This is a genomic window from Peribacillus sp. NPDC076916, assembly GCF_050269675.1.
In the GTDB taxonomy this organism is placed as follows: Bacteria; Bacillota; Bacilli; order Bacillales; family DSM-1321; genus Peribacillus; species Peribacillus aracenensis.
The window spans coordinates 96,570-119,233 of record NZ_JBNNIU010000013.1 but is presented as its reverse complement, the minus strand read 5'-3'; the positions used below and the strand labels follow the sequence as shown (position 1 = coordinate 119,233).

The following is a 22,664-nucleotide window of genomic DNA, read 5'->3' as shown; positions in this document are numbered from 1 at the left end:
ACGCCCCTTTTTCTTCGTTTCAAGAGCGTACACTCCGTACTCCTCCAATTGCTTTAGCCAATTAGTAATAGTAGAAGGAGAAGCAATGTTATACATAGCAGCTGCATGGGTACTAGACACTCCAAAATCGTTCATATAGTTTAGTACATCCATCTTAAAGCTAATATCATAATTTGTATAGGTAGACATTAGCCCTTCTATCCCATGTTCTTTATAATGCGCCACCCATTGCTTTAAAGGAGTCAAACTGATATTAAATTGATTGGCTACAGTTCTAAATGAGTCCATTCCTTCTAAATAAGCAAGGACAGCTTTTAATTTCAACTCTAATGAATATTTTGTCATAAAAAAAGCACCTCCAATTGTTAGATGGTGTCTAACAATTGGGGTGCAGTTCATATCAAGTCTTTTTTCTCTCGTTGTTTTCTTCTTTCCTGAGATTCTGAAGAAAAGTAATTATAATAACCAGAGCGCGAAACTCCTGAAATCGAGCATAAGAAAAAAACCATATTTTTAAGTTCGTACTTTTCAATCACTGAACGTATTAAAAGAAACCTCTGTTCTGCAGAGACTTTTACTCGTTTCTCTCCAGCCCCCTTTCCATCATGTCTAACTTTTTTAGCAACTCATTCTCAGCTCGCAATAGTTGAATTTGGGCTTCTAATCTAGCATTTTTATCTTCTAAAGTACGCTCTTTCTTAGTTGGTCGCCCTGAATTCTCTCTACGCAAATCTCGAAGTCCTGATACTCCTGATTCGTTATAAGCAGTTCGCCATCTATTGGCTGCCCCATTTACTCTGACTATACCAAGGACTTCAACATCAAAACCATTCTCCTCAAAAATCTGGCTAGGTAATTTTCCATTTTCATTTTCAGCTATAAACATCCTTTTAAACTCATCTGTATACAGTAAAGTGTTTTTTAGACATTTGATTTTTCCCCGATTCTGCCATTTTTATTCATTATAAATAAAAATACCCTATAGAGCAGACCTTTTTTAAAGTGTCTACTCTATAGGGTACAGTTTAAAAAACTGGCTAACCTTATAATACGAACGCACCTGTTAATTTCACAAGAAATTTATCCCTTTTACACCTTCAAACTTGTCCAAACTTAATGAATTGCGAATCCATAAAATACTGTAGCGTTTGTTGATTTCAGAACAAAATAAGTGAAAAAAGGTGATTAGAGTATATCATATTATTGTCCCGTCTTTCTGAGTCGCGTGATGACAAGGTGTGCTGAAACAGGCGTTGTACCAGCTGGTGCTCCAGCGAAAGGCGTGATGGTTAATGCTCCGGCGTTGCCAGCAGGATTTTGTAAAGTGAGTATTGAATTGGGGAGGACTGTTTGCACAAGAGCCATGCCTACTATCTGAGACGTACCGGTTGCTCGTCCGACCACCGTATAGCCTAGGGGGGAGTTATTGAGAGTTAAAACCAGTTGGCCAGCTTCGTCCACACTCACCTGAAACAAGACCAGATAAGTGACAATTGCAGACAAAACAAATGAATCGGGACTGATACCATTGCGTACAATACCTCCCCCACTAGTAGGGCCATTTTGCGGAAAATCTACGTCCCCACCTAAAACAACTGTTGCTGCATTATCAGGAGGCATCAACGCAAAAAAATCTGCAAAGTCTAATACTCGTCCTGGAGTTCCTGGGGGACCTTGAGGTCGTTGCGGATCTTGTCTAAACTAGAATTCATAACGTCGCTTATGGAGCAGAAGGAAGAGTAATTGTTGATGGAGTAGTCGTAGATTCACAACTACGGTCATTTACGTCGCAAATACCACCATGTGAATCTACAATAACTTGTCGAGTCACTGTAATTGTAGTGCGTAGTACAATCTTGACTAAAATAGCATCGGTAGTAACAAGTCCCGTAGTGCCGATGACTGGAACGCCTGGTTGAGCAAAGATCCCTTCTACTACAAATGGGGATTCTATTACTGCATCCTCAGGGCTGGCACCTGGAAAATCCGTATGCTCCTGGAATGGTAAAGTTGTTGAAAGTACGGCTGTTGCAGGAGTGGTTGTTCCTGGTGCCAAAAATGTTACCGTAATACTTACAGGAATAAGCCCGATGTTAACGACTTTGTCCATAATGATCGTCGTGTTACGGACAACACCAGCTAGATTCGGTACAACAACTACCGAAACAATAGTGGATCCAGCTGGTATAGCAGGAGTAAACGCGGTAAAAGGAAATGTTGCTTCTGCAACCTTTTGTACCGTTTTTGAGCCTACAACTGAATTAACTAGGACACAGTCGCTGTTTAATGGTGCAGCGAGTTGGCGGGCTGGAGCTTTAAAATCGCATTGGCAAGCAGAATCGCAAGACCCACAAGACTTACATGGATTTTTATTTTCAAATCTTGAATTTTTGCCAAAACAGTCGCTGTCGTTAAAACAGACAGAACCCCAGTTACTGTTTAACGGTTTTTTATTGTCTAATTTTTCCAAAATATCACAATCCTTTCTTGTAACTTTTTTTCGAAAATGAAATAGAATCGGACTAAAGTAATATGAAATGTATTTTCGGAGTAGTAGTTACAATTTATAATATTACTAAAGTAAACGATTGCTTGGACAGGTTACTTATTTATCTGGACAAACTGGTCATTATCGCAGCGTTTTTTCTTCTTACAACAATCATCGTGATAGGACATAGTTCTTTAAGACACACTAAAATTTCAAACTAAACCTTTTAAATTTATGAATTCCTGTAAGGAGATTTCTTTACTCGAATTTGAATGTATGATTTTTGAAAGAATCGCACGTTCAAAAGGCCGCCGATTGGCAGCCTTCTTATGGCGCTAACGCACCAGTTAGCCATCCATGCAGCACAAAATCAGTGCTGCACCACTCTCATGAGAGATTAATCCTTTTTCTGGTTGTTGCGCCAGCTTTACTGTTTTCATTTTCAGTAGAAGGTCATGACAATTCGATTTATCAGCCAATTCTATATTCGATTCCTCAAGATGCTCAGCCTTTTTAAAAAAATGATTTTCTGTTGTATTTAATTGAATCCTCATTAAGCGAATTGATTATATTCACGGAAAACATTGTTTTTTTTTCTAAACAATCCAGTGCATCATACAATACTAAACAGAACTGTTTTGGTTCCGCCCCCACCCACTGCCGAACCACTTGACACAAAATAAAAATTAGATTCGGTATCTATAAAAAGGGTATCAGTCGTCCATGTCATTGTTTGGAATTGGGTATTAAAGACACCAATTGGAGCTACATCACCAAAAATAACAATATCGCCTGCATTTGCGGTCACATCGCCTTGTATAAAACAATTTTCAATATTTGCGTACGCGTCTACTGTAATTGCACCATCCGAGTGGCAATCTATCATGCGTTGGATTCTTCCTCCTGGATTATTCATGATATTTATCCTACTGTTGTACAGATAAGTATTCGTAATTCCTAAATGCGGATTGCCTGGATCTGGAATAATACTTCCTACAACTCTAGAATTTAAAAGCTGGAATTCAATAGTTGTAGAAGTGAACATTATTGCAGTGTTCTGAAAAATGATGTTCCCGCTTATAATAGCTCCATTCGTGTAATTTGTATGAGTGCTAACAGATGTACCATTATCAAAGGTACCGATAACCGTTACTGGTCTTACATTGAAAGAGGGCCCCATAGCGAGATAAACATTTTCTTCATCTTGGCTTGTTTGAATGGTGATATTTCTAGGAGTTGAAGAAGCAAAATTGGCTAAATTCGCATTTCCAAGCACCCAAGGACCTAAGCCAAGGAGTTGTACGTGTCTTGCAGGAGGAATAACTATATCTTCGTCAAATATTGAATCGGCGGCAATAAGAATAATTAAACGAGCTCTCATACCATTAGCGACAGCATAAGGACTATTAGTCGCAGCGGTAACAGCAGCCTGCAAAGAATTAAATGGATCTGAGGGTGTCCCATCACCTGGACCTGGAGCTTTTGAATCTACCCAAAAAATGGTTTCTCTTCCCCAAATGAAATTGCTTGGTCCAGGTGGTCCTTGTTCTCCTTGTTCTCCTTGCTCTCCTTGGGGACCTTGCTCTCCTTGGAGACCTTGCTCTCCTTGGGGACCTTGCTCTCCTTGGGGACCTTGGGGTCCCCGTAGTCCTCGGGGCCCTGGAACTCCTGGAACTCCTTTATCTCCTTTATCTCCTTTGGGCCCTTGATGAACAGGGGGACAACAACAGATCCTATTGAAACAGCGAGGACAGCAAAAATTGAAATTAGATGCCATAAAATTTCACCTCTTTTTTATTAATATATTTTTGTTTTTTAATATTGCATTACTGTTTGTCCAATAAGTTGCCCATTTTTTCAAAGAAACACGTTTTACCCAGTTCCAATCCTCTAAAATCCTGTGCTCTCGCGACATGATTGTGCTTCGCTATATCTACTCGACAATTAAGGTTAGAATAATTTGAGTGATTTTATGATTTTGGTTATAATTCATTGCGAGACCTCCAAATAGATGTTTTTGTCCTTTTTTAGGTGGCCAGCTTAGGACTCATTCATCTTATCAAGAGGTCTTTTTTCGTTCAAACCTCATTTTCAGTTATTACAGGAATGCTGCCCCGATAGTTGAACAAGGGAACTCCTCAGCGTTATTCATAAATGATCACCTCGTTATTACGTTAAATTCTAGACGATAATGCTGTTTTCCTACAAGGAAAACGGTAAAAGACTGTCTCGATCAGTGTGTCACTTTAGGAGTTATTTTGCACCTATTTTAAGTATTATTTTGCACTATAAGTAAATATAAAAAGTCCAATTTCTCATTAAAATTGAGTAATTGGACTTTTACCGTTACTTCAGAAAAGCGCTCTTTTGTTGAATAAGCAGTTCAAAAAAAGGCGTTAATCCTTTTGGGATTAACGCACCATGTAGATTTTTTATAATACACAACGACAGCTATACTTGAGCTTCAAAATCTTTAATCTTAGCATTCGGGCTTAGTATCTTTTCCGGCTGGAAATCGGCTATAGGTTCCCCGGCTTTCACTTTGTTTACCCAGTCATGATTGGCTAGCGCCCCCTTTCCTAAGGTAACCACGTCAGCCTCTCCTTTTCCAATGATTTCTGTAGCTGTTCCCGGATTCTCAAGGTGCCCATTCGCAATAACAGGTAAGTTGCTGTATTTTTTTGCTAACCTTGCAAGTGAAGCTCCACCATCTCCAAAAGCTGAATCGGTTGCGGTCGTGCCTTTTCCTTCCGGAAATGCTGGCTGCCATGCTTCATATTCCGTGACATGGATAAAATCAAGACCGGCTTGGCCTAGCTGACCAAAGATAATCTCAGCATCTCTTTCTTTTCCCTGCCACTTGTGTGAGTAATCATTTACTTTCCCTTGTGAAATTCGGATCCCAACGGTGTAGTCCTGTCCAACAGCTTCCCGAACAGCTTTCGAAACTTCCACCAGTAAACGCACACGATTTTCTGTAGAACCACCATATTCATCCTTACGCTGATTGGTATAATCCGTTAGGAACTGGTCTAATATATAGCCATTTGCCCCATGAATTTCAACTCCATCAAATCCAGCTGCTTTGGCATGTTTAGCCGCATTCACAAATCCGTTTATTACTTCTGTGATTTCTTCCTTTGTCGCTTCTCTTGGTGTTGGAAAAGCCCCTTTTCCTCCGTAAAACTCCATTTGTTCACCTTTTGGCGGAACAGCAGAAGGAGCAATCGTTTCATTCACAAAACGATTTCCTTGTGAAAGTGCTCCTGCGTGCATGAGCTGTGCAAATATTTTAGCTCTAGATTGATGAACAAAATCCACTACCTTCTTCCAAGCTTGTACTTGTTCATCATAAACAATGCCTGGTTGATTTAAATACCCTTGACTATACTTATCATCCGGGTAAATTCCTTCTGTAATAATCAGTCCAAATCCACCACGGGCAAATGACGTATAGTACGAAACCATTTGATCGCTTGCATACCCTTCCGGTGTAGCACTTGTCCGTGTCATTGGAGCAACTCCTACCCGGTTATCTATTGTTGTGCTACCTAATGTCACTTTTTCAAACAACAAGTCTTTATTTGTCATGAATTAAACCCCTTCCAAATTAAAAGCATATATAAGTATTTTCCATTTCTTTGAATGAATTAACATCCGTCAATGCCGCAGGTCATACCTTCTGTTAATATTTGAGGCTTTTGTTTATCCAATTCATCCTTAATGATTTGTTCAAGAGTTTCTTTAGAACGCACCCCAGCGATTTTGGTATCACCAATAATAAACGTCGGAACGGCAGTAATATTTGCTTCTTCATAAGCATGTTTCAATGCTTTTTTATGTGCATCTTTGTACCTTCTTGTTGTTAAAGCCTCCCGATACTCCTTTTCGTCCAATCCTACTTCACCAGCTAATTTTGTTAGTACATCGATGTTACCAATATCTTGTTCTTCCCGAAAGAAGGCGCGTAGCATACGGTCATTGTATTCATTACCTTTATCTTTTTCCTTTGCATATTGATACCCTTCAAAGGCTAAATGAGTATATGGCTGAGGAGACACTTTTGGAAGGACAATGTCAATCCCCATTCGTTCTGCCATCGGATAAACGGACTGTTTCCATGTACTTTGTAAATAATGTCCTTCCGGCTTTAAAGTTTCATTTGGATATGGACGCAGCTCATACGGCATCCACTCCACTTCTACATCTTTTCCTTTTATGGCTTCCTCAAGAGGTTGTTCTGCCAAAAAACAAAAAGGACATACATAATCCGAATACACCTTGATCTTTACCGTCATGTTATTACCTCCTATATCATGCTCATCTTTGTTGCATATATAACATACCCTACCTTTTTAGGTGGAAACTAATCATATTAAACAGACTTTTGTATCTGCGTACTATTTATTGTAATTCACCGTCTGCGTTTAGTAAAATAGATATTATCGAACAATTAGTTCAATAAAATTGAACCATAGAGGAGACAGTTATATATGGAGCTTCGTCATCTTATAACACTTAAGACAATTGTAGAAAGAGGAGGATTTAAAAAGGCTGCTGAACATCTTGGCTATGCTCAATCTTCTGTTACAACTCATATTCAAGAATTGGAAGAGGAAGTAGGAAAACCTTTATTTGATCGACTCGGCAAGAAAGTCGTTTTGACTCATTACGGCGAGCGACTTCTTTCTTATGCGGTTAAGATCATTGAATTGCATGCTCAGGCGTTAAGCACGGATGATGAACCAATAGGCGATCTTATTATTGGCATATCGGAATCGCTGACGATCAGTCGTGTTCCATCTATTCTTTTAGAATATAAAAAGTCTTACCCGAAAGTTAACCTTTCCCTAAAATCGATAGAAAATTATAATGTTGCATCAAAACTTCAAAATGGAGACATCGATTTAGCATTGGTATTAGAAAAAGAAGATTGGTCTATTCCTGAGATTTATAGTGAAAAACTGAAAAGAGAAAAAATGGTTTTGATTAGCCCACCAGAGAAAGAAGAAGACACTAGAACAGTTCTATATACTGAGCGATTATGCAGTTATAGGTCTGTGTTTGATGAGTATTTAAGGTATAAGCAGATGGATGTTAAAGAAAGTTTAGACTTTCAAAGTATTGAAGCGATAAAGCAATGTGTTAGAAGTGGTTTAGGAATTTCAATAGTGCCTTACTTTTCGGTGAAGGAAGAAATAGAAAGTAATAAACTAAAAGGAGAAGAAGTAGAGCCAGAACATCCGGCAATTGCTACATTTCTTACTTATCATAAAGATAAATGGCTTTCTCCGTCCATGAAAAGTATGATTTCTTTAATAAGAAACCATGCTAAAAATTGGGTGTAATGAGTTCTTAGCAAATAAGGGATTAATCAATCATTTATTAGATTTTCAATGATAAAGAGAAAAATCATTAATAAATAAAGTGTATCCCTTTAGGGTTCTGCCAACTAATTCCAATAAAAACCAGACGTTTATTTGTACACCCTTTTTTATATCATGAAAGATTTTTTGTTTTTAATAAAAAATCTTTACAAACTATTAGCTGGTTAGTTTAAAGTGCATTTCTTCACAGTCTTTAACATGTTATTCAACAATATGGCCGATTCTGGAATAACATGAAGAATATTTTTTAAAATTATTATCTCAGATTAATAGTAAATTTCTATTAATTTATCATTTCTTTTCACACCGTAAATTTTTTAGGTTATATAATTTGCCACCTATGTTCCAAAACTCGTCCATTTCTGAACACATGTCATTACGCTTTGAATAACTCTTTTTTGTTACTATTCACGTCATAAAACCCTGTTCATTATTCTACGTCCAATAATCTATTCAAATCTATCTTATTGTAGATTTGAAACAAAGTTTGATTAACTAATACAAAACCTTGATAAATAAATAGAAAGGGCATGTTTTGAAATAAATTATCAAAACATGCCCTTATACTACTATTAAATTAAATTATTATTCTTTAAAAAAACGCTAATCATTTTTGTCTTTCTTAATAAACTATCGCACCCGTTAGTTCATTAAGAAAAGCAATTCTTATTAAAGATTCGAGCCCGATTGCTGAAGATCACTTTAGATGGTTTAGTTAAAGAAGAAATTTTAGAACTCCAATCCTCTTGCTAAAAATGGATTAAATATACATTGGATTAACACCAAGGAATTCCAAATATGTTTCCAGTTCTTTTAATTCTTCTAAACCTTGTTTGTTGGATTAGAAGCTGTTACTTCGGAGCTTAGTGAACAGGGGCTGCCGCCTTCAACAGTTAAATTAATTAAACAGTTTTTGACCGATAAAAATAATTCCCAATCTTTTTGTTCCCAATTTCGCACTCAACCTTGTAGCCTTTATTTCTTAGATGTCTTGCCACTAATAATGATTCATCCAATATATTCACTCTTTCCAAAACTGTTCCAGTAGAATGACAATCATGGTACCTACCAGTAATCCATTACTTAAAACATATTGTAAGGAAGATGAAATTCCGTTAAATGCACTTTCTGGAAGAAACATGATTCCCAAACTGATTAATAATGAAATACCTAATATAGTTAATCGACGTTGATTTAATTCTTCACGTAAAATCGATTGAAATGAAATTCCTATCATTTGAACAAATGTTGCTAAAAGTGCGGCATTGGCAATGGGACCTGGTAGCAATGATATAAAGCTTACAATTAAGGGAATAAAAGAAATTCCTACTAATATGAGACTTGCTATAAGGAACGACTTAACTTTTTTTTGTCCAGTTAGTTGAATAAATCCTGCTGATGCAGGTAATGGTACAATTCCAATTGTAGAGAAAAACGACGAGATAATATGTGATATACCCCCGACCCATACACCGCGCTTCAGTGTTTGCTTTTCATTTTCTTTAGATAACGGAGCCACTTGTTTTACAGCTGAAATAGCAGCAATCGTATTTGCAACTAAAAGAAATGTAAATAAAGTTGCAGTTAGAGTCATTCCAATATCGAATCTAGGCATTCCCCAAGCGAATATCTCTGGTAACTTAACTAACGATGTGTGAGAAGGCATATGAGACGATTTTCCTAATACAGTATACAAAAGCCAACCACATGAAATTCCAAGTAACACAGCGTAACTTTTCATCCATCCTTTCCCTTTAATTGATAAGAAAGTAATAATGGCAAAAACAAAGAGCGCAATAGTAGCTGTTGTATAATCAGGATGAGTTACAGCTCCTTGTAATCCCATCATTCCTTTAAGTAACACACCACTAAGCTGAAGAGCTAAGATTAAAAGAAAAGTTCCTGTAACCAAAGGTGTAAATAAAAGTAGAATTCGATGCACAAGCCCTGTTATACCAAGAATGAAGAGTAATATACCTGCAATAATTAATCCACCTTCTAAAAGTTGTAATACATCTTTTGCACTTTGTCCCTGATACATAGCTACTTGTCCCAATATGACAAATATACTTACCCATGAACCGGCTGGACCATCCGCAATGGGATAGCGATGCCCAAACCATGCTTGTATAAATGAACTTACTCCCACAATTAAAAAAGTTCGCTGCATTAATGTTGAGATTTCTTCTATTGATAAATGGAATATGCCACCAATAATGATAGGCAATGCAATTGCATTTGCTAATAAAAACACAAACCACTGTAGGATACTAAAGCTGGTATCAAAGTATTTTTTATTCATATTATTCTCCCTTGTAGAAAAAGAATCTCATAGAAAAGATCCATCCAGAGTTATATTAAAAAGGATGGATTTTTTAGGTTTAAAATTATATAAGATGATAGATTTTTTTAATTAATTTTAATTAATTACCATCTACGATAAGGTAAGAATTTTCCGTTAAGTGTAATAACTACACGAGGGTCACCACCATTTGGATCTTCATGTGTGTCCACACCTAGTTGGAAATTAATTGCACTCGCAATACCTTCGCCAACTTTTTCTTGGATTAATTCTTTAATAGTTGGTCCGTATATTAATAACATTTCATATAATCGATATAAGATTGGGTCAGTAGGAGGCATTTGCATTACTTCACCTCTATGTGGAATTACTGTTAATGCTTGAACTACTTCTTCATCTAACCCTAATAGTTTACCCATTTTTTCGGCTTCTGCACGTGTCATTGTAGCTTGTCCTAATAACGCTGTTACAACCCAAGTCTCAGAGTTTTCACTTACTTTTGAAATTTCTTCCCATGTTAAACCTTTTTTAATTTTTGCTTCCATAATTTTTTGCGTAGCTTCTTTTCTATTCATATCTAATAACTTCCTTCCATTTAAGTAATAAATTATTTTGTTTCACCATTTAATGCTCTATATCCATCAACTACTAAATCCAATTTACCTGTATGAGGATCAATAACTAAACCATGTACAGGTACATCTTTTGGAATAAGTGGATGATTTCTTACTAAATCAACATTAGCTTGAGTTGAATCTTCGACATCATGGAATCCAAATAACCATTTTTCAAGGTCAACACCAGCATATTCAATCGCTGATAAAATTTCTGGTGAAGCTACTCCACGATCTAATATTTTTTGAAGTGTTCCTTTTGGATTAGTTTGACTCGCACCACATCTATGGTGTCCAATAAGAAAGATTTCATCTGCATTTAGATCATATACTGATGCTATAATACTTTGCATAACACTATCGAAAGGATCAGCAATCTTACCACCTGCATTTCTGATAACTTTTGCATCACCATCGTGTATATCTAAAGCTTTTGGAAGTAGCTCAATTAAACGGGCATCCATGCAAGAGACAACAACCATACGTTTTTTAGGCATTTTTGATGCTTCACAAGGAGTGTATTCCTTATTTTCTACAAATTGTTCATTGTACTCTAAAATATCTTGTAATAACATGTTTGTAACCTCCTTTAAATCTAGATGTATTTTTTTTGTTACGTCCTCTATGTTATAAGTAAATATAACTGATAAATAATGTGATGTAAGAGGATAAACTAAGTATAGTGAATTGTATCGATAAGCAGAATAAGTTGACGAAACACTTTCTGGCTTCCTACTTTCACGATGAAAGGATTGGTTTATATCATTGATCAAACAGATTTTGAGATACTGAAATTATTAGGAGAAAACTCAAGAATACAGTGGAAAGAACTTGGTCAAAAAATACATATGACGGGGCAGGCTGTAGGAAATCGAATTCGAAGATTAGAGGATTTAGGGATTATTGAACAATATACAATAGCAATAAACCGAATCAAATTAGGACAAATAGTGACTGCATTTGTTACTTTGTTCGTAACAACAGCTAATCATCATGAGTTTATGAATTTCTTTCAAGAAGAAGAAGGAATTTCTGAAGTACATCGTATAAGTGGTGATGGATGTTATTTATTAAAAACACATTTTGCTTCCAATCAAGAATTGGATAACTTTCTAGGACAACTATTAAAGTACGGGAATTATCGTGTTAACCTATCAATAGGAAAGTTAAAATAAGATTGAATATGTCTAAATTGCAGGCACAACGTAACATCTAACTAACTCAGAAGACTCATGAAATTTTGATTGGTTAACTTTCTCAAGTTAATTAAAGAATTCGACACTTATATTATTATGAATAAGTCTATCTTCTGAAAAAATACACTAAAACAAACTGGGGTCTTTAGTTCTGTAAAGCTAATATTGCTTATTTAGAGCCTTTATAAATACCGAACAGTCAGAATACACTACGCTTAATGAACTAACCTCCCTCTATAAACATTGATGTATCAACGGTTTGCACCACTCGGTGTATTATGGGAATTATTTTTTCATTCTACTTTTAAACAGAGTATTGAAATTCTGGTTTTTATTACTAAATTGAGCGTACGCTTCGCTAAAACTAATGGAAATCATTAGCTTTTTCTCCACTATGTGATGCACAATAGATCTCTGCGAAACTTATGATGACGTACCCTCCCATGTCTCTTAGCGTCATTTGCGCTTACATTCCTTCGTTCGGTCTATTCATAAGGCAGAGGCCTGCTAAGCTGCCTCGGAGACTCTTGGTCTTAGTTTAGTAATGTTGCTGGCTTCTCCGTGTCATCCTTCTTGTATAAATCGATAGTTTGAAATGCTTACGCTGCCTCTGAGAGGCAGTAGAGATCCTTCATCATATTCTGCTCATTAAAATGGACTTTCTTTTTACAAATACCATGCAATACTTTCAACAATTTACCACAGAGTACCACCATCGATTGCTTTCCGCGTAAGGGATTTTGTTGGCGTGTTGTGTAATATTCATGAAGCTGTTTAAACCCCTCGTTGTGACGAATGAGTGGTACTATTACTTTGAAAAGAATATATCTAAGTCGCTTTCTTCCACGTTTGGAGATATGTTTTTGTCCCTTATGTTGACCAGATGAGTTTTCACGTAATGTTAATCCCGCTAGTTTAATCAATTGGCGTGGATTTTCATAAAGTGAAAAGCTTCCAACTTCTGAAAGCAAATCAACAATCGTTGCATCTCCTAATCCAGGAACTGAAGCAAGCAGCTCATATTCCATAGTTGTTTGGGCCATTTCGGATAATTGACTATTAACAGATTCAATCTCGTTTTCTAGTAAGCGATACTGACGCAGGAGTGTGGCAATTTCATATCGGGCCATCTGTGTCCCTTCTGTCAGTCCAATTGAGTTCGTCGCTGCTTCAATGAGTAGCTTTGCTTTTGGTAGCTGCGGGGCTCTCATTCCCTTTACCTTACGGTAAAGAAAGACAAGCTCCTCAGCACTTTTTCCATCGATATCCTGTGGCAACGGAGTCATTTCCAATGTAGCTAGAGCCATCTTTCCGAAAGCCGGAAAGACTTGAGTAAACTCAGGAAAATATCGATCAAGCCAACGAATGATTCGGTTTTTAATACTAGCTAAATCTTCCGTTAACTTTGAACGAAGAGTACATCCGATACGAAGTTCTGCTTCTACTTCTTTTAATAAACGTGGATAGCTAAAACGTCCATCTTTCAATAAACGAGCGATGACTAATGCATCTTTTTTATCGTTCTTTGTCGGTAAATTATCGTCCAGTTCCTTCGATCGTTTGACATGCATTGGATTCACCATGACTAGTGGTATGCCATAATGATCTAAGAAATTGGCTAAGTTCATCCAGTAGTGGCCTGTTGGCTCAATTCCAACAATTACTTCTGTTTTCTTAGCTTCCTTCATTATTTGACGAATCTTTTTATACAGGTGTTCAAAGCCCTCTTTTGATTGATGTACTGCGAAGGCTTTTTCTATCACGCGCCCTCGTTCATCAACAAAACAAGCATAATGAACACGCTTGGCAATATCCATACCAACAACGAGTGTATTTTCAGTAACTTGATTAATTTTTTCATTCCATTTAAACTGCATAGAGAAGTCCTCCTTGTTTGATGCTGGGTCAATGCTCGTTGACACTCATGCATCATACAAGAGGGCTCTTTTTCTTTCAAGACCTCGAACATCCTTCTAACAGGAATGCTGCACCTTTAGCTCCATAAGAAAAAGAGCTGCCAAAGCAACTCCCTTAATGAAGTAAAGGCATTAACTAAAATGTGTCCATGAAACTATACTAACTCCACTGTATTACCTAAGAAGATTTGTAGTTTTGCTCTCACTGAGTGAAACTTTTGGTGAATGATATAATTTTCTTTTCATCATTACATAATAGAGTAAAGATGGAACAACCAGCCCTACAATCCATGCAAGATCAGCACCCCCTAAAGATTGGGCAATCGGGCCGACATAGATAGATGTATTTATAAAAGGTATTTCAACAATGATGGATATCAAAAATGAAAAGGTTGTAATCCAATTTACCTTTCCATACTGCCCGTTTAAATCAAACATGTCCTTAATATTGTACTCTCCCCTTCGAAGCACATAATAATCAACGAGATTTATGGCCGTCCAGGGGATTAAAAAGTAACTGATCAACAAAATAAAGTTGGTGAAATACTCCAAGAAATTCCCTTTTCCGATTATTGTTAATAAAGTTCCAATTATAGTGATACCTAAGACAAAAAACATTCTTACTTTTGGAGATACCTTTAATTTAGTAAAAGGCTCAATGGTTGATACTGTTGACATGAAAGAACCGTACAAATTGAACACGTTGATAGAGAGTTGGCCTAAAAAAATGGCCAGAAGCATAATAAACACAAATCGATTACCAAGCAATTGAGACAAATAAGTCCCTGAGTTTTCAAGGTAGCCAGGAATGGCAACAGCTAAAAGGACTCCTAATAGCATCATCCACACGGTTCCTATGACTGATCCTGTGTACGTATACCAGAATGTTTTAGCTGGAGGGGTGTCAATCGGTAAATACCTCGAGTAGTCTGCAACATACGGAGCAAATGAGAGCTGCCAGGTAGCTACAATACTAACGCATAACATGAAAGTTGAAAATTCAAATCCAGCCGGAGACCAGCTTTCTGCTGGTATTGGCAAATTGAAGACGACTATTGTCGCAGCTAAGAATATGATAAAAAAGAACCATGATAAATATTTCTGCATTTTATGAATTAAGTCATGCCCTATCATCGTAACGATGAAAGTGATGCCATTCATAATAATAATACTCCATGTCAAATTAATTGATAATGAGTTGCTCAAGACTTGAGCACCTAGCAAACCGCTGCTCGCAAAGAATCCTAAGTACATAAATATGACAAGTATTAAGGGAATCACAGCACCAATAACACCAAATTGCGCCCGACTTTGTATCATTTGCGGAATACCAAGTTTTGGTCCTTGCGCGGAGTGCGAGGCCATAAAAATAGCTCCGAGTAAATTTCCTGTAATAATTGCCATTACACTCCAGAAAAGATTTAATCCAAAACTAATGCATAAGGCTCCTGTAACTAAAGTGGTCAAATGCATTTGGGCACCAAACCAAACTGGGAATAGCCCTCTTGCTTTCCCATGACGTTCATTTTCGGGAATATACTCAATGCTCCTTGTCTCTACTTTCATAGACACCCCTCCGGTTCTTTTTTGTAAGTTCCCTGTGATACGTCCGTCGAAACGATTGAAAAGATTTACATAGAAAGTCGTTTTCTATGTAAATCTAAGAGCCAAATAAACCAATGACATATTTTCTAAGTCATAAGGAAATTTTTTCTGTTTTAGTAGCACTCACTATTTCTCTTTCTTTTAAAATAAAACTCATTAAGTCTAAAGTAAGCCGTGCTGCTACTTGTCCAGTCATACCCGCATGGTCATATGGAGGTGCTACTTCGACCATATCAAACCCAATGACCTGCCCCCTTTTCGCAATCCCTTCGAGTAATTCATTTACTTCATCATAAATGAGACCGCCTGGAGAAGGGGTTCCCGTGGCAGGAGCTATCGAAGGATCCAAACCATCAATATCAATGGTAATGAAAAAGCGTTCCCCGGCTGGAATTTGTTCTAAAACGCTTTCTATTCCCATTTTTCTCATTTGACGCGGTGATAATATAACACTTCCATATTCTCTTGCAGCATCGACATCTTCCTTTTTGCTGCTACTGATTCCTCGAATACCAAACTGAAAAATCTTATCCACATGATCCATTTCAGACAACCGACGTATGCAGCTTCCATGACCATAACGTTGCCCTGAGCGATGATCTGCCCAATCCAAATGTGCATCTATTTGAATAACATGGAAAGGTCCCGCTTCAGCTAATCCCTTTCCTACTGGAATTGTAATAGAGTGATCGCCACCTAAAATAACCGGCATCGCCCCTTTTGAAACGATTTTTTTTATTGCTTCTTCTGTATTCTCCATACACTGCAGTAAATCTCCATGTACCATATCCACATCGCCACAATCAACAACTTTCCAATCGGGACCTAAATACATAATATCTTTTTCGATATCATAGGCACCGTCTAATCCGAAGCTATATAATGTAGATCCTTCACGTATTCCACGCGGCCCCATTCTCGCTCCTGACTTCCATTGTGTACCCATATCATTTGGAACACCAATGACAGCTACATCTGCATCAAGTTGATCGAGGTCAGTACAAATCGGGTATTTTCCAAACGTACAGATTCCTGTAAAGGGAAGATTAAGATAATCTTTTTCTTTTCTATTAGACATGTTAATTGCCTCCTTCTAAATGTTATTACACTCATTATAAAAAAAGCAATTTTCATGCCATTTTGAAAAGTCAGTATTCATGAGAGGATATAGTCAAAAGTGACTAGCGCTCTTCTATATACTTTTGTATCTTTCTATTTGCTGTCGACTGGCTAATATTCAATTTTTCTGCAAGCTTAATACTACTTGGGTATTTTTGATACATGCGCATAATAAACTCCTTTTCGATAGATTCCATATACTTTTGCAAAGTGGTTTCTTTCATTCTCTTTTCTGAAAATTGTTCAAAATCTTCACCCTCAATCTCGAGGTCAATCTCATCTTCGCCCGAGGTGATAACTGCTTTTTCAATAAAATTACGCAACTCTCTAATATTACCCTTCCATTCTTGTTGACCGATCCAGGCAAGCATGGCTGGTGTAAACCGTTTATTCATGTCATATTTCTTATTCATTTCTTTCGTTATATCGAAAATCAAGGATAGGATTTCGTCCCTTCTCTCCCTAAGAGGAGGGATTATAATTTTAACAATATTTATACGATAATAAAGATCTTCCCTGAACTGCTTTGCATTTACAAGTTCTTCTAAATTTTGATTCGTGGCACAAATTATTCTGCAAGAAAGCTGAACAGATTTATTCCCGCCTATTCTCATCAATGATTTGTTTTGTAACACAGACAATAATTTCACTTGAAGGTTCATTGGGAGCTCTCCAATTTCATCTAAGATTAACGTCCCTTCCCCCGCAGCTTCAAAATACCCTTGTTTTCCACCCTTATTTGCACCTGTAAAAGCTCCTTCTTCGTATCCGAATAATTCAGACTCAATTAATGATTCCGGTATGGCGCCACAGTTTACTTCAATAAAAGGGTGAATGCTTCTTTTGGACATTTCATGAATCATTCGTGCGATTCGGTTTTTACCGACCCCCGACTCGCCAACTAACAAAACAGTTACATCCAAATCTGTTACTTTTGAAATGACATCAAGCACTTTTCCCATTTTTTCATTATTAGGAAAAAACGTGTTAATAGCCTGTTTTTTTAATTTTTCAATTTCTTTTTTGTATAACTGAACAGCTTTTGCAACCTGTTCGTTTTCATTTTTTAAGTATTCAAATTCTGTTATGTCCCTTGAGAAACTAAGAGCTCCAATCAAAATTCCTTTGTCATCATAGATAGGATAGCCAGAGATGATAGTTTTCCTATTATGTATAGTTTCTTGAATAAGGGTTTCTTTTCTTGCACTTCTCAATACATTCGCAATGACGGAGGGAGAAAACACGCCATCTTTTTCGAGGTCAAAGATATTTTGATTCATTTTTGGTTTAAATGGAATTCCAAACATTTTTTCGGTGGTTTGGCTTGTGTATAAAATATTACCCAATGCGTCAGTAATAAAGATTTCATCAAAAGAATGTTCCAAAATATGTTTTAAAAGTATAGAAACATCTTCTCTTAAATCCATTGCTTACCTCCTAGTCATTACTGATTATCCACTATTCATAATTGACTGATAATCAAATCTATTCTTATACTAGCACAAAAATTAAATAAGCATTAAAACAGATTACATCAGATAATTCCCTACATTTCAAAGCAATAGAGTCGTTCTTTTATTAATGGAAAAACTTTTTTAATGGGCTTCGGCGTGTCTCATAGGTCCCTTTTCACCCTCTCCTATTTGGAGGAGTCATTTTTATTAATTTGGGAGACCTTAAAAGATAACCACAATTAGGAGGGATTTAGTGAAAACGGAAGATGAAAAACCTCAGATGGCTTAAATGAGATCTTTGAAATTATTAATTATAAAGGTGATACAGCAGAACTAAAAGAAATCATCCAAAAATCAGATGAACAAATAAATGTAGACAAATAAACTTTCTGCGTCTATCAAATCGTAATAGCCCTTCTCTTAAATGAGAAGGGCTATTCTGTTAATCTTCAAACAATTCATCCATCAAGTCATTGATTTCTTTTCTTAACCTTTCGGTTCCTTATGAGCGCGGGTTTTTAGGATGTAAACCGTCATCCAATTCATTCCGTGTTTTGGCAATTTCACTGGGGAGCTGGGCTTGGGAATACATCCCGATATATATCTAGATAGGGCATGAAGGTTTCCTGCCTTATAAATTTATCAATCAAAAGTATGTTCAATGGACAATTCCAAGTCTTCTTTCCCTTCTCCCACATAACGTTTGGTCATGTTCAAATCTTTATGACCCATCAATTTTAAAACGGTTTGAAGGTCTCCCCTTATCGATTAATTTTTGGCAAACGTATTCCGGAGCTTGTGGGGATTCACATTATATTTTGTCAGCATATATTGCACGGACCTTGGCGTGATGCGCTGATTCACACTGGATATGAAGATGGCTTCCGTTAAAAATCCCTTATTAACCATTTCTTAATTTTCTTAATTATTAAAATTTTTCAATATTTTATTGTAATCAAGAAACGGCTATGATAAAGTCAAAATGAAGAAAATTCTTCATTTATTTTCCTTTATGAAGAATTGAAATCACTTTAATTAAAGCAGAGGAGGCTCAATTATGAACGATTACAAATTGGGAAAACTAATGAACGAGAAACTATTAGCCGAACTGTGTGAAAAATTTGCTTTTCTTGACCACGATCCAGACTATGGAGAAAGACTGTTTTTTGATAATTCAGGTGGTTCTTTAAGATTAAAAGAGGCTATTAAAATGAAGGAAAGTATCGATTTATTACCAGATTGCCCTGAAAGGTATCATCAAAGAGCAATAGATTTTAATAGCATTATGGACAGCTGTACTGAAGATATATTAAATGTAATGTTTGGGGCAAAGTCTGGTTCCCTAATCACCGATTTAACTGCATCTCAATCAATGTTTAAAATGGTTTCAACTGTTATTGAGAATGTCGAAGGAACCAATGCTGTCACTACTAATATCGAACATCCCTCTGCTTATGACGCAGTAAAACTCTATTGTAAAAAGAACAATAAAGAATTTAGGGTCGCTGAAGCAAATGTTCATACAGGGTTTGTTGACCCTGAGTCAATCACCGAAAAAATTGATAAGGATACAATTTTGTTAAGTGTAATAGCTTCAAGTAATATTTCAGGAAATATAATGGATCTCGAGAAGATTATAAAAACAGCTAGAGCGAAAAAGCCAGATTTATATATTATTGTCGATGCTGTGCAGCACATGCCACACGGGACTCTCAATGTAGAACAACTCGGTATAGATGGAGTAAACTTTGCACCATATAAGTTTATGGCATCAAGAGGAATTGGATTTGCCTATGTTTCTGATAGACTATCGAAACTTCCACATCAAAAACTATATGCAAAGGATGACAGTGTATGGGAACTTGGTTCACCTACACCTGCTTTATTTGCATCCATGTCGGCAGTTATCGATTATGTATGCTGGTTAGGTTCATATGACAGTATAGGAGACATGTCTAGAAGAGATTTGTACCTTAAGGGTATGGAAAAAATAGTCTTACATGAAAGAGCATTGCTGCATAGACTACTTGAAGGAAGTGATAAAATTGAAGGATTGAGACACATGGATAAGGTAAAAGTTTTTGCGGATTATCCAGATTTAACGAAAAGAGACCTCATTGTCGCAATTGGAATTGAGGGGCGAGACTATGAACAACTTAGAAAAGATTACCAGGATAGAGGAGTTACCGTATATGAACGTGTCAATTCTAGTGTTTATTCCAAACGTATACTAGAAGCGATTGGCTTAACAGGTGCTATAAGAGTTTCCCCTTTCCATTGTCATACAGTAGATGATATCGATAAATTTTTATCTGTAACAAAAGAATTATCTGTCACTAGAGAATTGGCAAATTCATAAATTATGGGGAGGGCTATTAATGAAGAAAAAATTAGGGCTCGGTACAAAAGTTTTTATTGGATTTGTAATTGGTATTATACTAGGTTTAATTTTTAAAGAAAAAATATTAATCGTTAAACCTATTGGAGATATCTTTTTAACACTAATTAAAATGATTGTTGTTCCACTTATATTCTTCTCCATAACTTCTGGGATCTTTAGTATTGGTGATGTCCAAAAATTAAAGAGAATCGGAACAAAAACTTTAGTCTATTATATTGGAACGACATTATTAGCCGGTGGTATAGGTCTTCTAGTTGCACACTTATTTAAACCTGGAAAAGGAATAAATATAGCTAATATAGAGGCCTCATCTGAATTTGAGGCTTCTGAAATTCCTACTTTTGGAGAAACTGTATTAGGTTTATTTCCATCAAATCCTGTACAGGCTCTTTCAGAAGGGAACCTGATGCAAATTATTATCTTCTCCTTGTTCTTAGGTATCTCCATCGTATTAATCGGAAACAAATCCGAAACCCTTAAGAAGTTTTTTGATGAGGGTACCGAAGTAATGTATAAGATGACAGGTATCATAATGGCATTTTCTCCTATAGGTGTAGCTGCGTTAATGGCTTGTACCATTGGTGAATACGGGTTAAAAATATTTGGACCTTTAGGCAAATTTATTTTAGTTGACTATATAGGCTTGATCTCTGTAATCATTTTGATGTACCTATTTATGTTAAAATTCATAGCTAAATTTCCAATATCTACATTTTTTAAATCAATCGGTAAAATTTGGATAGTAACTGCAAGTACAACAAGTAGTTCCGGAACTTTACCCGTTACCATTTCTGTTACCAAAGAAGACTATAAAGTAAAAGAGGAACTAGCACAGTTTACACTTCCTATTGGAGCAACTATGAACATGAATGGTGCCGTTGTGTATTACGCTGCTGCAGTCATATTTGTATCCCAAATATATGGAATTGAAATGCCATTAAGTCAACAATTACTTATTATTTTAATGACCACATTAATTTCCGTTGGATCCCCTGGCATTCCTGGCGGTGGTATTGTTATGACAATTATGTTGCTAACTACATTAGGACTACCAATGGAAATCATTGGAATGATTGCTGGTATTTATAGAATAATAGACATGGGGCACACTACCTTAAATGTTACAGGTGACGTAGTAAGCACATTATGTATAGCACGTAGTGAAAATATGATTGAAGATGAGTATCTTAAACCTATAGAAAAGGTTGTTAATAAAACGAACGCATTATAAAATAATAATTTAAATTAATAAAAAAAGGGGTTGTAAAAAATAAATTTTTTACAACCCCTTTTTTTATTAATACATCCCAAACTGACTGATATGTTTATTAATTCTTTCTAACTTTTCCTCACTTTGAATAACTGTTGCTCTACTAACATGTGTACATATTAATTCAGCTAAAAATAATACCGGAGTATAAGAATTGAAGAAAGCATTACTATCCACTGAAACTAAAAGTAAAACATCAGCAAAATGTGCTATGGGTGCTGTGGCTTTATCAGTAATGATGACAACTTTTGCATTGGCCTCATTTGCCATTTTGGCTGCTGCAATGTCTACTTCAGAGTATCTTGGAAATGAAAAAATAATGACACAATCATCCTTACTACAGGAAGCTAAGGTATCAAACGGTGTAAAAGAATTAGTACTATTAATAACTATATTATCAATAATCTGATTAAGGAATACTCCCATTATCTCCGTCAAACCAGTTCTAGCTCTACTACCTAAAATATAAACTCTTCTAGCATCAATGATATGATTTATTGCTTTGTTGAATTCTGCAGATGTGTTTTTCTCTGATATAGAGGAAATATTTTTTTCAAGTATTTTCAAATTGTCATTTAATAAATCTGATTGTTTAACTTTATCATAACTCAGCTTTAATCTTTCAGAAGGTATGGTAACATCATCAGATATTGCCAAACTTCCTTCATAGCACTGTTCTCTTAGATGCCTTTGAAATTCACTATATCCAGAAAAGCCTAATTTTTTAGGGAATCTGATAATCGTTGCATTGCTAACATTTAACCTATTAGCCAATTCTATTGACGTTACAAGACACGCATCTGTTAAATTACTTAAAATATATTCTGCAATTTCTTCTTCTTTTTTTGTGAGCTTGGAGTTACTTATAATTGTTTTTAACGACCTTTGTGATGAATCCATCTAATATACCTC

The 22,664-nt window shown here is 36.2% G+C and carries 18 protein-coding genes and 2 pseudogenes; 4 read left to right on the top strand and 16 right to left on the bottom strand.

Annotated features, from left to right (window positions below):
- From ACQKFG_RS24085 to ACQKFG_RS24050, 8 genes and pseudogenes are all read right to left on the bottom strand, one after another.
- Positions 1–345: helix-turn-helix domain-containing protein (locus ACQKFG_RS24085; protein ID WP_427563538.1), on the bottom strand; the 345-nt coding region annotated here is incomplete at its 3' end.
- Positions 346–404: 59 nt separating this feature from the next.
- A pseudogene (locus ACQKFG_RS24080) lies at positions 405–913 on the bottom strand (HTH domain-containing protein); the annotation flags it as partial.
- A 287-nt stretch (positions 914–1,200) separates the two neighbouring features.
- The gene (locus ACQKFG_RS24075) at positions 1,201–1,356 is read right to left on the bottom strand and encodes a hypothetical protein (protein WP_427563536.1); all 156 of its coding nucleotides are present in this window, start codon (positions 1,354–1,356) and stop codon (positions 1,201–1,203) included.
- Positions 1,357–1,720: 364 nt separating this feature from the next.
- Positions 1,721–2,470: a hypothetical protein gene (locus tag ACQKFG_RS24070; protein WP_427563534.1), complete on the bottom strand. Its 750-nt coding sequence runs from the start codon at positions 2,468–2,470 to the stop codon at positions 1,721–1,723.
- A gap of 631 nt (positions 2,471–3,101) precedes the next feature.
- Positions 3,102–4,265 carry a hypothetical protein gene (locus tag ACQKFG_RS24065; protein ID WP_427563532.1) on the bottom strand — a complete coding sequence of 388 codons (1,164 nt, stop codon included), beginning with the start codon at positions 4,263–4,265 and terminating at the stop codon, positions 3,102–3,104.
- 79 nt (positions 4,266–4,344) lie between these two features.
- Positions 4,345–4,481, bottom strand: a pseudogene (locus ACQKFG_RS24060) (IS110 family transposase); the annotation flags it as partial.
- A 458-nt stretch (positions 4,482–4,939) separates the two neighbouring features.
- Positions 4,940–6,079 carry an NADH:flavin oxidoreductase gene (locus ACQKFG_RS24055; RefSeq protein WP_427563530.1) on the bottom strand — a complete coding sequence of 380 codons (1,140 nt, stop codon included), beginning with the start codon at positions 6,077–6,079 and terminating at the stop codon, positions 4,940–4,942.
- Between the two features lie 59 nt (positions 6,080–6,138).
- Positions 6,139–6,825, bottom strand: coding sequence for a DsbA family oxidoreductase (locus ACQKFG_RS24050; RefSeq protein WP_379151289.1), 687 nt, complete (start codon positions 6,823–6,825; stop codon positions 6,139–6,141).
- A gap of 156 nt (positions 6,826–6,981) precedes the next feature.
- Between ACQKFG_RS24050 and ACQKFG_RS24045 the strand changes: the two genes are divergently transcribed.
- Positions 6,982–7,836, top strand: coding sequence for a LysR family transcriptional regulator (locus ACQKFG_RS24045; protein WP_201254581.1), 855 nt, complete (start codon positions 6,982–6,984; stop codon positions 7,834–7,836).
- Positions 7,837–8,896: 1,060 nt separating this feature from the next.
- Here ACQKFG_RS24045 and ACQKFG_RS24040 read toward each other — a convergent pair.
- From ACQKFG_RS24040 to ACQKFG_RS24030, 3 genes are all read right to left on the bottom strand, one after another.
- Positions 8,897–10,177, bottom strand: a complete 1,281-nt coding sequence (locus ACQKFG_RS24040; protein ID WP_427563527.1) for a purine/pyrimidine permease — start codon at positions 10,175–10,177, stop codon at positions 8,897–8,899.
- Positions 10,178–10,302: 125 nt separating this feature from the next.
- The gene (gene cynS / locus ACQKFG_RS24035; RefSeq protein ID WP_427563525.1) at positions 10,303–10,752 is read right to left on the bottom strand and encodes a cyanase; all 450 of its coding nucleotides are present in this window, start codon (positions 10,750–10,752) and stop codon (positions 10,303–10,305) included.
- A 32-nt stretch (positions 10,753–10,784) separates the two neighbouring features.
- The gene (locus ACQKFG_RS24030) at positions 10,785–11,366 is read right to left on the bottom strand and encodes a beta-class carbonic anhydrase (RefSeq protein WP_427563523.1); all 582 of its coding nucleotides are present in this window, start codon (positions 11,364–11,366) and stop codon (positions 10,785–10,787) included.
- A gap of 168 nt (positions 11,367–11,534) precedes the next feature.
- On the opposite strand from ACQKFG_RS24030, the gene ACQKFG_RS24025 reads away from it, so the two are divergent.
- Positions 11,535–11,966, top strand: a complete 432-nt coding sequence (locus tag ACQKFG_RS24025) for an Lrp/AsnC family transcriptional regulator (protein ID WP_427563521.1) — start codon at positions 11,535–11,537, stop codon at positions 11,964–11,966.
- Between the two features lie 620 nt (positions 11,967–12,586).
- Here the strand turns inward: ACQKFG_RS24025 and ACQKFG_RS24020 are convergent.
- The 4 genes from ACQKFG_RS24020 to ACQKFG_RS24005 form a co-directional block, all read right to left on the bottom strand.
- Positions 12,587–13,864, bottom strand: a complete 1,278-nt coding sequence (locus ACQKFG_RS24020; RefSeq protein WP_427563519.1) for an IS110 family transposase — start codon at positions 13,862–13,864, stop codon at positions 12,587–12,589.
- A 213-nt stretch (positions 13,865–14,077) separates the two neighbouring features.
- On the bottom strand, positions 14,078–15,469 hold the full coding sequence (locus tag ACQKFG_RS24015) for a purine-cytosine permease family protein (protein WP_427563517.1): 1,392 nt from the start codon (positions 15,467–15,469) through the stop codon (positions 14,078–14,080).
- A gap of 130 nt (positions 15,470–15,599) precedes the next feature.
- Positions 15,600–16,586: an agmatinase gene (gene speB, locus ACQKFG_RS24010; protein WP_427563515.1), complete on the bottom strand. Its 987-nt coding sequence runs from the start codon at positions 16,584–16,586 to the stop codon at positions 15,600–15,602.
- Positions 16,587–16,689: 103 nt separating this feature from the next.
- Complete coding sequence (locus ACQKFG_RS24005; RefSeq protein ID WP_427563514.1) at positions 16,690–18,054, bottom strand: sigma-54 interaction domain-containing protein; 1,365 nt, start codon at positions 18,052–18,054, stop codon at positions 16,690–16,692.
- 1,084 nt (positions 18,055–19,138) lie between these two features.
- Between ACQKFG_RS24005 and ACQKFG_RS24000 the strand changes: the two genes are divergently transcribed.
- Both ACQKFG_RS24000 and ACQKFG_RS23995 read left to right on the top strand, forming a co-directional pair.
- The gene (locus tag ACQKFG_RS24000; RefSeq protein ID WP_427563512.1) at positions 19,139–20,440 is read left to right on the top strand and encodes an aminotransferase class V-fold PLP-dependent enzyme; all 1,302 of its coding nucleotides are present in this window, start codon (positions 19,139–19,141) and stop codon (positions 20,438–20,440) included.
- A gap of 19 nt (positions 20,441–20,459) precedes the next feature.
- The gene (locus tag ACQKFG_RS23995) at positions 20,460–21,713 is read left to right on the top strand and encodes a dicarboxylate/amino acid:cation symporter (RefSeq protein ID WP_427563510.1); all 1,254 of its coding nucleotides are present in this window, start codon (positions 20,460–20,462) and stop codon (positions 21,711–21,713) included.
- 66 nt (positions 21,714–21,779) lie between these two features.
- Here the strand turns inward: ACQKFG_RS23995 and ACQKFG_RS23990 are convergent, their stop codons facing one another.
- Positions 21,780–22,652: a MurR/RpiR family transcriptional regulator gene (locus ACQKFG_RS23990; protein ID WP_427563508.1), complete on the bottom strand. Its 873-nt coding sequence runs from the start codon at positions 22,650–22,652 to the stop codon at positions 21,780–21,782.
- Positions 22,653–22,664: the final 12 nt, after the last annotated feature.